At 47.6% G+C, this 13,352-nt stretch carries 13 protein-coding genes and 2 pseudogenes; 9 read left to right on the top strand and 6 right to left on the bottom strand.

Annotation, left to right across the window (positions count from 1 at the left end):
* The first annotated feature begins 398 nt into the window (after positions 1-398).
* The 7 genes from HMPREF1207_RS27325 (at position 399) to HMPREF1207_RS29525 (ending at position 5,594) form a co-directional block, all read left to right on the top strand.
* Positions 399-971, top strand: a complete 573-nt coding sequence (locus tag HMPREF1207_RS27325; protein WP_009674142.1) for a hypothetical protein — start codon at positions 399-401, stop codon at positions 969-971.
* Between the two features lie 122 nt (positions 972-1,093).
* A complete protein-coding gene (locus tag HMPREF1207_RS27320; protein ID WP_009674150.1) occupies positions 1,094-2,104 on the top strand; it encodes a hypothetical protein in 1,011 nt (336 codons plus the stop codon).
* A gap of 271 nt (positions 2,105-2,375) precedes the next feature.
* On the top strand, positions 2,376-2,651 hold the full coding sequence (locus tag HMPREF1207_RS27315; protein ID WP_016424204.1) for a hypothetical protein: 276 nt from the start codon (positions 2,376-2,378) through the stop codon (positions 2,649-2,651).
* Positions 2,652-2,760: 109 nt separating this feature from the next.
* Positions 2,761-3,219, top strand: a complete 459-nt coding sequence (locus tag HMPREF1207_RS27310; RefSeq protein WP_009673989.1) for an SMI1/KNR4 family protein — start codon at positions 2,761-2,763, stop codon at positions 3,217-3,219.
* A 160-nt stretch (positions 3,220-3,379) separates the two neighbouring features.
* Positions 3,380-3,940, top strand: coding sequence for a DUF4303 domain-containing protein (locus tag HMPREF1207_RS27305; RefSeq protein WP_009673985.1), 561 nt, complete (start codon positions 3,380-3,382; stop codon positions 3,938-3,940).
* 258 nt (positions 3,941-4,198) lie between these two features.
* On the top strand, positions 4,199-5,407 hold the full coding sequence (locus HMPREF1207_RS27300; RefSeq protein WP_009673990.1) for a hypothetical protein: 1,209 nt from the start codon (positions 4,199-4,201) through the stop codon (positions 5,405-5,407).
* A gap of 40 nt (positions 5,408-5,447) precedes the next feature.
* Positions 5,448-5,594: a hypothetical protein gene (locus HMPREF1207_RS29525; RefSeq protein WP_009673988.1), complete on the top strand. Its 147-nt coding sequence runs from the start codon at positions 5,448-5,450 to the stop codon at positions 5,592-5,594.
* 29 nt (positions 5,595-5,623) lie between these two features.
* On the opposite strand, the gene HMPREF1207_RS27295 is transcribed toward HMPREF1207_RS29525, so the two are convergent.
* On the bottom strand, positions 5,624-6,643 hold the full coding sequence (locus tag HMPREF1207_RS27295; RefSeq protein WP_016424203.1) for an alpha/beta fold hydrolase: 1,020 nt from the start codon (positions 6,641-6,643) through the stop codon (positions 5,624-5,626).
* Positions 6,644-6,786: 143 nt separating this feature from the next.
* Between HMPREF1207_RS27295 and HMPREF1207_RS27290 the strand changes: the two genes are divergently transcribed.
* The gene (locus HMPREF1207_RS27290) at positions 6,787-7,689 is read left to right on the top strand and encodes a LysR family transcriptional regulator (protein WP_009673991.1); all 903 of its coding nucleotides are present in this window, start codon (positions 6,787-6,789) and stop codon (positions 7,687-7,689) included.
* A gap of 3 nt (positions 7,690-7,692) precedes the next feature.
* On the opposite strand, the pseudogene HMPREF1207_RS28560 reads toward HMPREF1207_RS27290, so the two are convergent.
* The 4 genes and pseudogenes from HMPREF1207_RS28560 to HMPREF1207_RS27270 all read right to left on the bottom strand — a co-directional run.
* Positions 7,693-8,206, bottom strand: a pseudogene (locus tag HMPREF1207_RS28560) (LysR family transcriptional regulator substrate-binding protein); the annotation flags it as partial.
* 190 nt (positions 8,207-8,396) lie between these two features.
* Positions 8,397-9,632 carry an MFS transporter gene (locus tag HMPREF1207_RS27280; RefSeq protein WP_016424201.1) on the bottom strand — a complete coding sequence of 412 codons (1,236 nt, stop codon included), beginning with the start codon at positions 9,630-9,632 and terminating at the stop codon, positions 8,397-8,399.
* A 155-nt stretch (positions 9,633-9,787) separates the two neighbouring features.
* Entirely contained in the window at positions 9,788-10,261 is a 474-nt protein-coding gene (locus HMPREF1207_RS27275) for a MarR family transcriptional regulator (RefSeq protein WP_009676746.1), read from the bottom strand.
* Positions 10,262-10,460: 199 nt separating this feature from the next.
* The gene (locus tag HMPREF1207_RS27270) at positions 10,461-11,933 is read right to left on the bottom strand and encodes an MFS transporter (protein WP_016424200.1); all 1,473 of its coding nucleotides are present in this window, start codon (positions 11,931-11,933) and stop codon (positions 10,461-10,463) included.
* Positions 11,934-12,092: 159 nt separating this feature from the next.
* Here HMPREF1207_RS27270 and HMPREF1207_RS27265 point away from each other — a divergent pair, with 159 nt between their 5' ends.
* Positions 12,093-12,677, top strand: a complete 585-nt coding sequence (locus HMPREF1207_RS27265; protein WP_009676792.1) for a TetR/AcrR family transcriptional regulator — start codon at positions 12,093-12,095, stop codon at positions 12,675-12,677.
* A 369-nt stretch (positions 12,678-13,046) separates the two neighbouring features.
* On the opposite strand, the pseudogene HMPREF1207_RS30460 reads toward HMPREF1207_RS27265, so the two are convergent.
* A pseudogene (locus tag HMPREF1207_RS30460) lies at positions 13,047-13,332 on the bottom strand (EamA family transporter); the annotation flags it as partial.
* Positions 13,333-13,352: the final 20 nt, after the last annotated feature.

Below are 13,352 nucleotides of genomic sequence, written 5' to 3'. Positions count from 1 at the left end.
TTCCGCAAAGGGTGGTCCTAAAACTTGCCGTTACAGATAGCGCGGTGAACCGTATCATAAGTGACGGCGAAAAATTTTGTTGTGGAAAGTTGGAGAGTGTTGTAGGGATGTGGAATAGTTCGACAGAGGGTGTCCCAAAAGTCATAAAATGACGGAGGGACACCCTCTTTTATTTTAATGAGGGAGCGAAGCGCGCAGGGAAGGAGCTGGAGATTGTGTTGGACGTACATGGCTATATCTCTTCCCTTGCAGAGGTCATTTCCAAAACTCAGGTGAAATGTAGGTAGACTCAGGACAAACAAACACTATAATGGAAATAAGAGACAAACATAGAACCAATCTATCGGTTATAAACAAGAATCAGGCTGAGTAAGAAAGTGATTAGAGGGGGCCATCTCGTGGGAAGATCATTCGCAAATTTGCATATCAAGTCGAAAAACCTGGAGAAGACTGTCGAAGCATTAAGAGAGCTAAGCGAAGCGCATGGCAACGTATTAGGCAAGCCAAATAATGAGGCTCAAGAGATCAAAGATGTCATGTACGTAAGCAAAAGCAACGAGAACTGGGTCAGCGTGCTCCACGACTATTTTGTATGGGGTACGGTGAAGGAGGTCGGCAAAACGTTGTCCCGGCTTATCGAGGGGCCAGTGATGACCGCCGCATATATGAATGAGGAAATATTCGAGTTGTCGTTTTTCGAGAATGGAGACATTGGGGGCGAAAGAATCTTTTGTGAACAGTGGACGAGGGATGAATATGAACAACTCAAAGAAGAGCGTCTTAATGACGACTACCTGCGGAAAGCGTTGGATATCCGTAATGAGGATTTTGACGGCTTCATTAGCATTACAAGTCCGGCACAAGCCGTAGATAAGCTGTCGGAACTCGTAAGAATGTCTTTATGGAGTGATTCGGAATGGATACCGCACGAAGAAACTCTCAGAGAACGATTTGAGAAATATGAATTTTGAAAGGCTGTGAAGGAGCAAAAGCCTTCTGTGCGTATAACCTATGATGCGATTCACGACTTGAGCGAATCGTGGATTTTCAGTAAATACGGACTTGTGATCTAGGCAACTAGGAGGATTTACGAATGCGCAAAATATGGAAAAGAAGGATTCTGATCAATAATCCTGTTGCGCTGGACCAGGCTCAGATCGAGCAGGACTTGCGCGGAGGCAACCAAGTCATTGTCCAGTTCTCTCACCCGGAGTTTTATGGCTCCATATTGGAAGAAGTGGATGAGCTTTGCGCGCGCTGGGATGAGGATTTCGGAGTCCGCTTCTACGCCCACTATTCCCTGTCTTTTGATTGTCATACTCTCTTGCGGGTTCCCCATGTCAAAATGCTGCAGCTCAATAGTCTCGTCCAGGCACATAATACCGAAGCATTGGCCAAGCTGGATAACCTGTCCAGTTTGAGCTTAGGCATATACGAGCTGGAGAATTCGGAAATTCTGGGGATTGATACGCTGCGCTCTCTAAAAATTTTAAACGTTATCTCGGATAAAAAGGTCCTCAACCTGCACTATTTTAAAGAGTTCTCTTATCTGGAAGAGCTGCATGTAGGGGGCAAGGTTAAAAACCTTGATGCTATAGGTTATCTGGAGGACTTGAATTATCTCGCGCTGCATTCGATCAGCAAACTGCCGTTACATTTTATTAACCGGCTGAGGAAGCTGAAGCACCTTCGCATTTTGCTTGGAGGCCGAGAGCATATTCAGGAAATTGAAGAGAATACAATCGAGAACCTGGAGATCAGTAGAGTGCGCGGCTTTCATGACCTGACCAATATTACGGCCTTTCAAGCGCTGAAGAGACTTGTTATTGAGGATCAAATCAAGCTGCAAGAAATCAGCTTTGACCAGGAAATGAAGGCACTGGAGGAGCTATCTATCAGGAATTGTAAAGGCTTGACTCGTTTGATGGGAATGGAGCAACTGCCTTTGCTGCACAAGCTTCGCATTTTCAAAACGGCAATCGATTTTGATTCCTTTATCAATCAGAAACTTCCAAGTTCTTTATCTTCAGTAGAGTTTGCAACTTTCAAAAGTAAAGCAGACCAGGAAATACAACAATCTTTATTAAAATTGGGTTTTCAATAAAAGGGAGTATTCTTGGCGGCCACTTCGTTTCTCCAGAATCCCTCTACCGCTCCATAAAAAATGTACGATGGTGAATAAAGCTTTTTGTTACATTTATCGATAGTTAATCACACAACCAGGCCGCCGATTCATTCGACGGCCTTCAGGCATATTGCGAAAACTTGATTGTAGCCATGGGGTTAGCCGTCAATAAAATCGGACTATCGTGCGGCAGAAGACCTGTTGACTTGAACTTATGTATAATTAAGGAAAACGGAGGAATGCCGAAATAATGTTGGCGTTAAAGTTTATCTGTACCTGGGTACTGCTCGTTGCATCATGTTCGGCGGTATGGTGGAGCTTCAAAACAGAAAAGCTTATAACCGTCTCTTGGCTGGCGTTTCTACTACCCGCCGTCTTCCAGCTCGCGGCCGCTTTCCGGATCGGCCCCGGCAAAGCGAAGTCGCTGATCGTGTTCGGCTGCATAAATCTTGTGTTCACTGCCCTTGTGGGTGTGGCTGTCTGGTATTTAGTCCAATTGGCTAATGCATATAAAAGAGGCAAATGATCGAAGCATTGTTCAGATATAGTGGGAAAAGCCCGCCATATCATTTGTAGAAGCAGTAGACTCATCCAAACTTACAATAAACCATGTATAGAGAGAGAGGATCGAACTCATGTATGAACGTTTGGCAGAAAAACTGAAAACGACTTCCGCTTTAAAATGGTTTCCTGGTCGTGGTGCGGAAGAGAGCTGGATAGCGGAAGCCGAAGAGGAATTAGGATTCCGCCTGCCGCCATCTTATCGCTGGTGGCTGGTTCATTACGGTAATGCCCTGTTGAGTGGCGGGAATATTCTAGTGATCGCTGCTCCGGAACACAGAGAGTATTACGACGGCGACCTTCTTTACATACACAGACTGAATAAAGCCGAGGAATGGTGGGTAGGGCGGTTTCCCCACAGACTGGACTTGTTCGTGCCGGATAGCGACGAACTTTATTTTTTTGATACGTCTACTAGAGATAAACAGGGAGAATTTCCGATCATGTGTTATGATCTCATGAATGATTTGATCGATGAGTATGCTTCAACGTTTGCGGAATTTCTAGAACGGCTGATTGACGAGCGTTCTTAAATAAGAATAAATGATAGGTAGGTTGGAAGCTTGCGCGCTGCGGCTGGATTTTGAGATCAGCCGCGCCCGGGTGATCTGGGCTCAATTGGAGACGAAATAAGACTGGAGCAAATAGAAGACGGCCTGAGCTGATCGACTAACGGAAAGGAGGACCATTGTCATGAAGCCGATGCAAGAAATAGAGACGCTGGCGATAGAGATCGCCGATGCGGCCAGAACGTCTTTTCGCGCTCTTTTTGAAAATGGCGAACGTTACTATTACTGTACACTATATACTACTGGCGAGGGACATGCGCCAAGCATCTCCGCCTGGTCGTGGGAAGCTTTGGAGATGGAATCGGCCAGGCAAGGAGACGAAAGTGACACACCGGGATCGACGATTGCGGAACTCATCAAATGGTCCTATGCCGATTCGCCCTATTGTTGTTTCGGGGATGAGAACTTCGATCACGTTAAACAACGATTTATCGAGCGTCCTTTCATTGCGGATCTTGATAATGACGAAGGGAATCGCGAGTTTGATTTGAGGCTGAAGGCCATGGAGCTGGCGATGAAAATGCTCGATGATGAAGGCGTGTTTGCCTTGAATCAACTGCGAGAGTCAGTATGCGTCCTTGTCGAAGTCATGCCGCCGGATGAGATCAATACCGAAATTGCCCTACGTTTGAATCGGGCGGAATCTCCGGCTATGCAAGTATGGTTGGCGGAAGCGGCGGAGTAGAAGCATCCGCTTTCGGGAACTCTGACCGTCTACTATGTTCCGATTTAACGGCGTATTTCAGGAACTTCCGGCGGACATTCATGAGGTGTTGATCGATGAAGTTTTTCTGGATATGGATGAGGAGGACACGGGCTTCCTTTTGCACGCTGGTGACCGTTATTGTAGAAGAGCGTTCCGTATTTAAAAAATAAATGAATCTCTCACGAGAGAGAAACCGCCGAAATGACTTGATATGTTTTAGAAGAAAGGATGATAGAAATGCCAAATGATAGCCAAGCTCGTCCTTCAACTGGTTCTGTTAGAGAAGTTGGTCGTTATTCTATCGACCTGACAGGACCACGCAGTCACACTCTTGTCATTCAGCCCGGTGTGGGCAGTCTATCCATTGGACCGTCGCAATTGGGGAAGAAGGCAGATCTTCATGTCGCGCCTGATGCGCACATCGATTGGACCGTATTCGATGCCTTTGCCACGCCGGCGGGCTCTCCCTGGCCGCGATTTCTGCATTATACAGGCAGTGACTCAGGCTTCTTTGACTGGGCGCAGAAACGTCCCATTGAAGAGATGACGTGGACTCCGATCCTGTCTGCAGACACGGTGGCGGACGCCAGTCAGTCCAATTTGCATGGCTTGCACATCGAGTTGGACCAGTCCGGCAAGTCTCTGCGCCTGAAGCTTCCGAAGCGGTATTTCCGCCTGAGTGTGTCCGGCGATCTATCACGCTTCTCGGCCACAGGCGATCTGCCATATTCTCTGACACTAGCACCGAGCACCGGTCGACGCAAAAATGATCCTCCTTTCTTGCTGCCCGACCTGGGTGAGCTGCATCAGGTAACGAGCTTGACGCTACAGAACACGCCGCTGGGACAGCCCATCTCGCTGGAGTGTCTAAATCGGTTCCCAAACCTTGACTCACTGAGCTTGTGGGGAAACTTCTGCGATCTGGACTTAATGACTCATCATGCCCAGTTAACGAACCTGGAGCTGCGCTTCATGCCTGATCTGGGGGACTTGCCGACCTTGAACGCATGGCCGTTACTTGACAGGTTTATCGCTTACAATGTGGAAGAGATCGCCGGCAAGCGTCTAAAACAGCAAATGAAAACACGCGCTGAAACCCGCCCTTGGACCGACCATGCTTCAGTGAGCCAATTACGAAAGCCTGAGTGGTGGACGACCGAGTTCGGCCGCCCGTTCTCGTCCTGGCCTAAACGTCTGGCCAAGCTGGCAAATGAAGCATACAACGTTGCACAGGCAACCTTGTCCGAGGCCCGCAGCTTTGCTGAAGCCGAGGCAGCCATTACCGCTTTCACTGTGCGCTTCAACAACCTCAAGGGCATCGAAACCACTGAACGAGAAGACCTTGGTGAAGCGGTATGGCAACTCAGCCAGTCTGACCACCTAATTGGCCAGCCTATAACAGAGGAGATGGCTCAACGCTGGTTCGATGCAGCGCGCGATTACTGAATGAAATGAGAAAATGAACGGGCACTAGGAAATTGGCAAATTGAAAATTGTCCTAGCACTCGATATCATGGACATATCTATAAAGCTTCGTAAAGGAGTGTTGACCGGTGAGCTTGTTGAATCTGCGCTCCTCCAATTATTAGCTGCTACATCTGCCGAACTGAACTGGGGGATTATTGAAAAATAATAGATTCAATCTGTAGGCATAATGATGATCTATCCGTTTGTACTAAGCGCCAACAAGTGTTTTAGGTTATCCTCAATAAATTGATTATCGGAATTGTTGATTCCGCGACCGGCAAAATGGCCCCAGATCGACTTGATAGGACTAAAAACAGCATTAGGTATACGTTTAGCCTCGTATTCGTTATCGTCCGCCGAGCAGAAAAGATCCGTGCTCCCTGGCATGATGCAGGCAAGCGCTTTAATGCTTTTGAGCGCCTTATCGAAATCTCCGTTATAAGAGGGGTTTGCACTAATATCTGCATTTTGTCCGGTCCATAACATGGCTAGGACATTGTGCGGATCCATCTTCATAAAGCTATCTTCCCAGACGCCAGCCACAAAATCTTCCAATGAGTCATATCCCAGCTCACAATAAAGTTCCTCTCTGTAAAACTCCTGCGATAATCCCCATCCCGCATAGACACGGCCAACAGCGCACATGTCGACAGAAGTCAGCTGGTTTAGTTTGCTTGGATCGAAGCGGACTGCAGCCATAAGTGCAGCTTTCATTCCGTCCAGGACCACATACGTGTGGGGCCAAGTCTTTGCAACACCGGCAAAAGGTGCAATTCGTTCCACCATGTCGGGATAACTTGCCCCCCATTGGAAAGATTGAATGCCTCCCATTGACCATCCGACTACGAGAGCGATCTTTTGAATGCCTAATTTTTCGGTCACCAGCCGATGCTGTAATTTAACGTTGTCATAGATGGTTACCTCCGGAAAATTAGCCCGGTCGAATGGGGGAGGCGTGTTGCTGGGAGACGAAGATAATCCGTTGCCCAGCAGATTTGGAACAATAATGAAATATTTCTGCGGATCCAGTGCCATGCCGTTTCCAATCAACCATTCATTCTGAACATGCTGGTCGCCAAACGCAGTCGGATAGACGATGACATTATCTTTCTTTTCATTCAATGTTCCATAAGTCTTATAAGCAAGAAAAGCGCTCGGCAACGTCACTCCTGATTGCAAGGTTACGTCACCCAACTCAAAAATCTCATAATCCATCGTATTGTCGCTCCCTTCAAGATGAACCCACACATTTAAAATGTATTTCTTGTACTTAGTATAGGCCTAAGGTATCATCAATAAAAGTGAATAGAATTCAAAGCAGTATTCAATAATATTGAAAGTAGAAGGGGGATAATAGGATGGAATTGCGCCAATTGATTACATTCCGCACGGTTGCGTTCACTTTAAATTTCAGCCGGGCTGCGGAAGTGCTGAACTACGTCCCCTCCAACGTCACGATGCAAATAAAAGCATTGGAGGAAGAGCTTGGCGTTCGTCTCTTTGACCGCTTGGGCAAGCAGCTCGTTCTCACAACGGCGGGTAAACGCTTTTTAACTCATATCCAAAGCGTTTTAGACAAATTGGACGAAGCGCGCAGCGTCGTTCATGACAATGAAGTTCTAAGCGGCACCCTAACGATAAGTGCCAATGAGGTTATTTGCGCCTATCGTCTTCCAGCTGTCTTTCAACGATTTCGTTCGCGCCATCCGGGAGTGCGTCTCATCTTCCGCTCCGTTCCCAATCAAGAGCTCAAGCAAACACTTTTTGAGGGAACCGCGGATGTCGTCTTTATGTTGGACGAGCCCATTCGCTCGACGGGACTTGCAGTGGAACCGTTGGTGGAAGAAACTTTCCGCTTGTTCGCTGCTCCGGATCACCCGCTCGCAAAACGAACTGTGATGCCGTTGGAAGATTTTCACGGAGAAGTGTTTCTGACGAATGAAAAGGGGTGTCCCTATCGAACCATGTTTGACCGGTCATTTGAGAAAGAGGGCATCGATAGTATTACCTATTTAGAGTTTCAAAGTGCCGAAGCCATTAAACAATGTGCAATTTCGGGAATCGGCATTGCCTTTCTTCCTGAAATCGTAGCGGGAGCCGAGGGTGAGCGGGGCGAACTTGTTGCTCTTCCATGGCAAATTTCGGGCTTGCACGTGCATACACAGATGTTATGGCATAAAGACAAGTGGCTTTCACCAATCCTATTATCTTTCATAGAGACAGCAAGGGAGGTTCTCGCTATAGAGGAGGAGAATAAATAGTGGTCATCTTGATCTTTCGAGCTCGTTATCCGTTTCACGGATCGACTTTATGACTAGTTCAGAAAAAGCTTTTACTGTTGGAGATAGCCACTTTTCTTTTTAATCAGCATATGGGAGTATATCGAATCGAACTCTTCGGAATGACTTACAATTTTAAGGTTTCCTCTATCCACGTCTTCTTTCCAAGTCCACTCATAACGGTTCGTTTAATCGCCTCTATACTCCATAACTCCATGGTTTGAAACGTGTGAATATCATGCTTAACAAGATATTTCTCAAACATGGTCCGATAACTACAGCCTTCTTCATTCGTAATAAAAAAATGGTTGGTGTTCTCTCGCTTAAATTCATCGAAATGGTCTGGGCCGTCATTGCTGCACACCAGGACAATGTTCTCCTGGGCCAAAGAATAATGATGAATGCATTTTTCCGGATGTATTTCCGGGTAGACCATCAAAGCCACATCCACACGTCCACTGATTTAGTCAACCTGGTTTTGTTCACATGTACCGTTGGTATCTGATAGTCTCTATCATTGAGAATGTGATGACCAACCCGTACAACTGATTACCGTCTTCAGAATACAGTGCCAGAGCTTGCGCTTCGTCTTTGATGAAAAGCGAGATTCCGAGTGAAAAACAGGAAACAATAAATCGGTATGGGGGAGGGGCATTTCTAGAGAAGAAGTATCCTTTTATGAAGGTAGTTTACCTATTTACATGCGTTCTCTTAGATAAAACGGGTATTGCCGCCGCTATAAGGATCATCCCCATAAAAGCGGGAGCGGCATGACCAAGTGATACATAGATTTGACCTCCAATGATAGGCCCAACCATTCTTGCCAAAGCCTGAATAGATTGGCTGCCTCCTTGAATCCTTCCTTGTTCACTGGAATCGACAGACTTGGAGAGCATCCCATTGAATGAGGGCCCAAAGATCGAATCGCCAAAACCGAATATAAACATGCCAGCGATAAGAAGAGGATAGAAGGAGAACAAAGCAGATAGCGCAAGCAGACTGTAGCCTATAATCTCCGAAACCATTCCAAGAATCGCTATTTGTTTATCATTAAGTTTTTTCAAAAGTTTCGGCATGATGAAACCTTGTGAAATGATGTCTTGGACGCCCATGATTGAAAACATAAGTCCGATCAGTGCAGGCTTCCAACTGAAAGTGTCCATTGTAAATTGTGAAAAAACGGCCTGCAAAGATCCGTTAGGTACCCAAAGTAAGAACGCTGAGACAAGCAGCCTTCTTAAGTTTTTCATGGAAAGCAGGTTTGCAAGCTGGGTAAACGGATTCAGTCTTACAAAGGTAATCTCTTTCAGTCTGTTATTCTTCTTAAGGCTCTCAGGCATAAAAAAGAATCCATAAATAACATTCACTAAAGTTATGACGGCTCCAAAATACATGGGTGCGGAATAACCAAACTTGGCAAGTAATCCGCCTAGAGTCGGGCCAATGACGGTGCCCACACCTACAACCGCACTCACCCATCCAAAGTACTTGGTTCTCTGTTCCGGAGGAATGATGTCTGCAAAATAGGCGAAGATGGTGCCTATGCTCCCGCCTGTTATCCCTTCTATTATACGCCCGGCAAATAGTACCCATAGAGCTCCTCCTATGCCAAAAACGAAGTACCCGATTGCGGAACCCAACAGGCACGCTAAGAGCAATGGACGACGGCCATATTTGTCGCTCAAGGCTCCAAGTACGGGGGCCGCAAAAAACACGCAGCACGCATAAACAGAGGTCAGCAGCGTAACAACTATAGCTTGTTCTCCCGGATGGCTTATATAAGGCTGCACTAAGAAGGGGACGACGGGCGTTAGGATACTGAAGCCTATTCCGCAAAGAAACACAGAGATAAGACCGAATGGTAAAGCGTGTTTATCTATAGTTTGTTCTGTGTTCCGTTCCTTGTGCGATCTACATTTAAACATCGCATTCTCCCCTCAAAAATCATGTTTTTGATTCCTAGGAAACAAACTTAGCTTATTACATTTTTGTTTCCTCGTCAACAAAATAAAAGCAATAAAAATGCAGCCCGTTCTCAATATAGCCCGGCTGCCTGTGGTTTCATTTTCATTATTCAAATTTATTCCGCCTTAATATCTAAACCCCGTTTCTTTATTTCTGCCTCCAAATGCCTGCTATACTTTTCCACGAAGCTGAGCATACTGTCAAATTGTTCCTCGGTCACCTGCTCGAATACGGCTTTATCCCGCTCTTGAAATTCTTTGTGCAGGTCCTCATGAATTTTATAAATAACTTTCCCTTGCTCAGTAAGCCTAAAATAAATTTCTTTCTTGTTATCCGGCTTCCGGTAACTTTCGATAAGGCCTTTTTTTAAGAGCTGCTTAGTTATTTTACTTATGGCGCCGCGAGTCATATAAAAGGACTCCGCAAGTTTTGTCACGTTGGAATCTACATTTCTTTCAATGTATTCGATGCAATGGACTTCAGAAGGCTTATAACCCTTAAGACTCTTTTCCATCTTACCCTTATTAAGCCAAACCAGCTTGTTAAATAAGTCCCTGAAACCCATTACGACCTGTTCTTCTTTGTTCATGGCCTGTCCTCCAACCCGTAGTGCATCAACAATAGTATATTCAAATTTTTGTTTCTATTTCAACACTATTAAAAAAATTATGTCAGGAACGGAGCCTTACATGAGCAGTTGATACCGGTCTTTCAAGGTTAAATGGGGGGGGCGGGAAGTACCTCATAAATTGCTTTTAGCCCCCGGTTGCGCGGGGGCTTCTTCTCTTTCACGATCGACGGGCTCCAGTTCGCCTCGCCAGCATCAATGCCAGTGGAAGGATGAGCGCAGTGGCGGCGGCCAGTACATATAAGCAAATGTTAAACGCATCGGGATAGGCGGAGATCGAGTCGGTATGGGCTCCAAGAGCGCTAAGCCAAACGATGCCGATCAAGGCGATTCCGATCGTAGAGGCAATTTGTATGCTGGTCGTCATGACACCGGATGCGGAGCCGATGTCCGTTGTGCGAATTTTCGCCAAAACGATATTCGTCAGCGGCGCGGCGACGAAGCCTTGACCGATGCCGAGCACAGCTAGAGCCGGGATCCACACGCCGATATCGGATGAACCCCCGGTCGTTCGTACCGCCCAGCTAAGCAGCAGGTAACCTGCTGTCGTCAAGATGGAACCGACGGTCAGCACATGGGCTCCAAGCTTCGCAGCGACTCGGGAAGAGAAGAGCGATGCGAGGAAGTAACCCATTCCCATCGACCCGATTACAAGACCTGCTTGCAGAGCCGAGAAATGAAGTCCAAGCTGAAGCATGTAGGCGGCGACAAGGAAGAAGGCGCCCTGCGTCGACATCAACAGCAGCACGACGAGAATGCCGGGCGTGAATACCTTATGTCTGAAGAGATCGACATTCATAAATGGGAGCCGGCCGCGGCGCAACAGCCGCCGTTCGTACCAGGCGAACAAAACCAACACAGGGGCCGACAAGAGCAAACTGACGACGAGGCCGGCGGGCCATCCTTGACGCTGTCCCTGCACGAGCGGATAGACGAGCATCAGCAAGCCGGCCGCGGCGAGTCCGGCTCCAATCCAATCCAGTCGGGCGCGATCCGGCGTGCCGGATTCCGGAATAAACGGAATCAGGGCCAATATGAGGGCCCCGAGCAGGACGCTGATCAGGAACACCGCTCTCCAATCCAGATCCCACAAATTCATGCGGAGAAGCAGACCGCCGATTATCTGCCCGGCCGTCGCCGCGATTCCCTGGGTCGCTCCATACATGCCGAAGATCGCACCTCGACGTTCCGAAGTATAATGGGCTTGAATGAGGGATAAAACCTGCGGCATAAACAGAGCGGCGCCGACGCCTTGCACAACGCGTGACGCAATGAGCAGAGTGACGTGGGCAGATAAGCCGCATAACAGAGAAGCGATCGTGAATAAGGCCACTCCGATGAATAGCATTCTCCGGCGTCCAAACCGATCGCCCAGCCGGGCGCCGATAATCAGCAGAACGGCGAACGTAAGAGTATACCCGGTAAGCATGAATTGTACATCGGCGAAGCTGGCCCCGAGCCCTTTCTGGATCGAAGGCGTGGCTACGTTCACGATGAACACGTTCGCCACTGCCATAAATACAGGCAAAAGCAGAGCCGGCAGCATCAGACGCGATCTGCGCCCGTCTCCTTTGGAGACGGGGTCGCGAGTCCGCGCCACCTGGGCGGAAGCGTCCGAAAGTGTATTGGGCATAGAAAGTTCCCCTTTCTCACTACTCGCTCGATTGACAGGAGGCGAGAGGATTTCATATAATGGAGTAGACAGGTCTGTCTCTTTACGATGAAAATGATACAGACAGATCTGTCTCATGTCAAACACTTTTTTCCAAACCTATAGAGACGGGGGTCGAATATGCAAAAAGAATCGGCTAGAGATCGTATACTGCGGGTCGCCTCCGAATTGTTTTACATGGAGGGAATACGGGCGGTCGGCATCGATCGGATTATTAAGGAGTCCGGCGTTGCCAAGGCAAGCTTCTATCGAAGTTTCGCGACTAAGGATGATCTGGCGGTTGCTTATCTCGAATCTAGGGATGAACTAAAAGTAGAAAAGCTGGAAAAACTGAGGCAGCTGTATCCGAACTCTCCTAAGGAACAGCTCGACACCCTCATTCGCGATGTGACCGAACAGATGGGGATGCCGGATTACCGGGGGTGTCCGTTCTTGAACGCGGCGGTCGAATTCCCGGATCCGGATCACCCCGCCCACATCAAGTTGCTGGGCATTCAGAGGAGTTTCTGGTCTCGGGTTCTAGAGCTTGCAAGGGAAGGCGGGGCACGACAGCCCGAGGAGCTGACTGCGCAGTTGAGAATGTTATATGACGGATTCGTCATGAAGAGCTACTTGGATAGGACCGAGTTTGATCCGGAGTATTTCCGGAAGGCAGCGGAGCTGCTCTTGGAGAAGCAGCTCGCTCCGGACAACCAGCGCGGGTAACGGACGATATTCAAAGAGCATTCCCTGTGAAAATCGAGTTACCGCATATTGACGTCGATGTATTCGAGTCGTCCGCGCAATTTGGCTGAAATTCCGGCCAATATGGTGGACGATGGAGATCCTTCGGTACCAACAAGGCTTTCGTATGAATCATGCGTAGGAGAAATATACCCCGAGTATTATCAAGGGGTACGTGGGCATGAGTACACAATTTCGGATATACGTACAACCTAAAGAGGACCGGAGGCAGCGCCTCCGGTTTTTCTTAAATAAAATGATTTCGCCGTTAAACCCGTTACAGTGAAAACTACTATTTGCAGGAAGAAGTCTTTACGTTTATGTCGGAAATTCTGAAAATGCTTAGAAAAATCCCAGCACTAAAGAGGACATGATGACGACAACCGGTAATTCGGATGACGTCAGAATGGTTCCCAACCCCGAACCGACATGCGGCATTCCAATCGAATACAGAAGGGGTGGGAGGACGCTCCCAAATATGCCCAGTGCCAGTCCATAAGGAATGATCCCCATGAATACATCCAAGTCCCCGCCATGACAATGTCAAGCGGTCCTGAAACAAGATATTGGCCGCCAAATCGGAACCAATTAAAAGCAACGCGATGGAAATAAGCTTCATTTTTGTGAGCTTTTTCTTCGAACATTGTCAACACAATA

It is taken from the genome of Paenibacillus sp. HGH0039 (genome assembly GCF_000411255.1).
Taxonomy (GTDB): Bacteria; Bacillota; Bacilli; order Paenibacillales; family NBRC-103111; genus Paenibacillus_F.
This window is presented reverse-complemented; position numbering and strand designations above follow the sequence as displayed.

Bases quoted from the DNA above. Each gene is read 5' to 3' on its own strand.
- HMPREF1207_RS27295 (WP_016424203.1), bottom strand. From the start codon at position 6,643: ATGGATTATGAGATTTTTGAGTTGGGTGACGTAACCTTGCAATCAGGA.
- HMPREF1207_RS27300 (WP_009673990.1), top strand. From the start codon at position 4,199: ATGCCAAATGATAGCCAAGCTCGTCCTTCAACTGGTTCTGTTAGAGAA.
- HMPREF1207_RS27275 (WP_009676746.1), bottom strand. From the start codon at position 10,261: ATGAACAAAGAAGAACAGGTCGTAATGGGTTTCAGGGACTTATTTAAC.
- HMPREF1207_RS27315 (WP_016424204.1), top strand. From the start codon at position 2,376: ATGTTGGCGTTAAAGTTTATCTGTACCTGGGTACTGCTCGTTGCATCA.
- HMPREF1207_RS27320 (WP_009674150.1), top strand. From the start codon at position 1,094: ATGCGCAAAATATGGAAAAGAAGGATTCTGATCAATAATCCTGTTGCG.
- HMPREF1207_RS27265 (WP_009676792.1), top strand. From the start codon at position 12,093: ATGCAAAAAGAATCGGCTAGAGATCGTATACTGCGGGTCGCCTCCGAA.
- HMPREF1207_RS27310 (WP_009673989.1), top strand. From the start codon at position 2,761: ATGTATGAACGTTTGGCAGAAAAACTGAAAACGACTTCCGCTTTAAAA.
- HMPREF1207_RS27270 (WP_016424200.1), bottom strand. From the start codon at position 11,933: ATGCCCAATACACTTTCGGACGCTTCCGCCCAGGTGGCGCGGACTCGC.
- HMPREF1207_RS27280 (WP_016424201.1), bottom strand. From the start codon at position 9,632: ATGTTTAAATGTAGATCGCACAAGGAACGGAACACAGAACAAACTATA.
- HMPREF1207_RS27290 (WP_009673991.1), top strand. From the start codon at position 6,787: ATGGAATTGCGCCAATTGATTACATTCCGCACGGTTGCGTTCACTTTA.
- HMPREF1207_RS27305 (WP_009673985.1), top strand. From the start codon at position 3,380: ATGAAGCCGATGCAAGAAATAGAGACGCTGGCGATAGAGATCGCCGAT.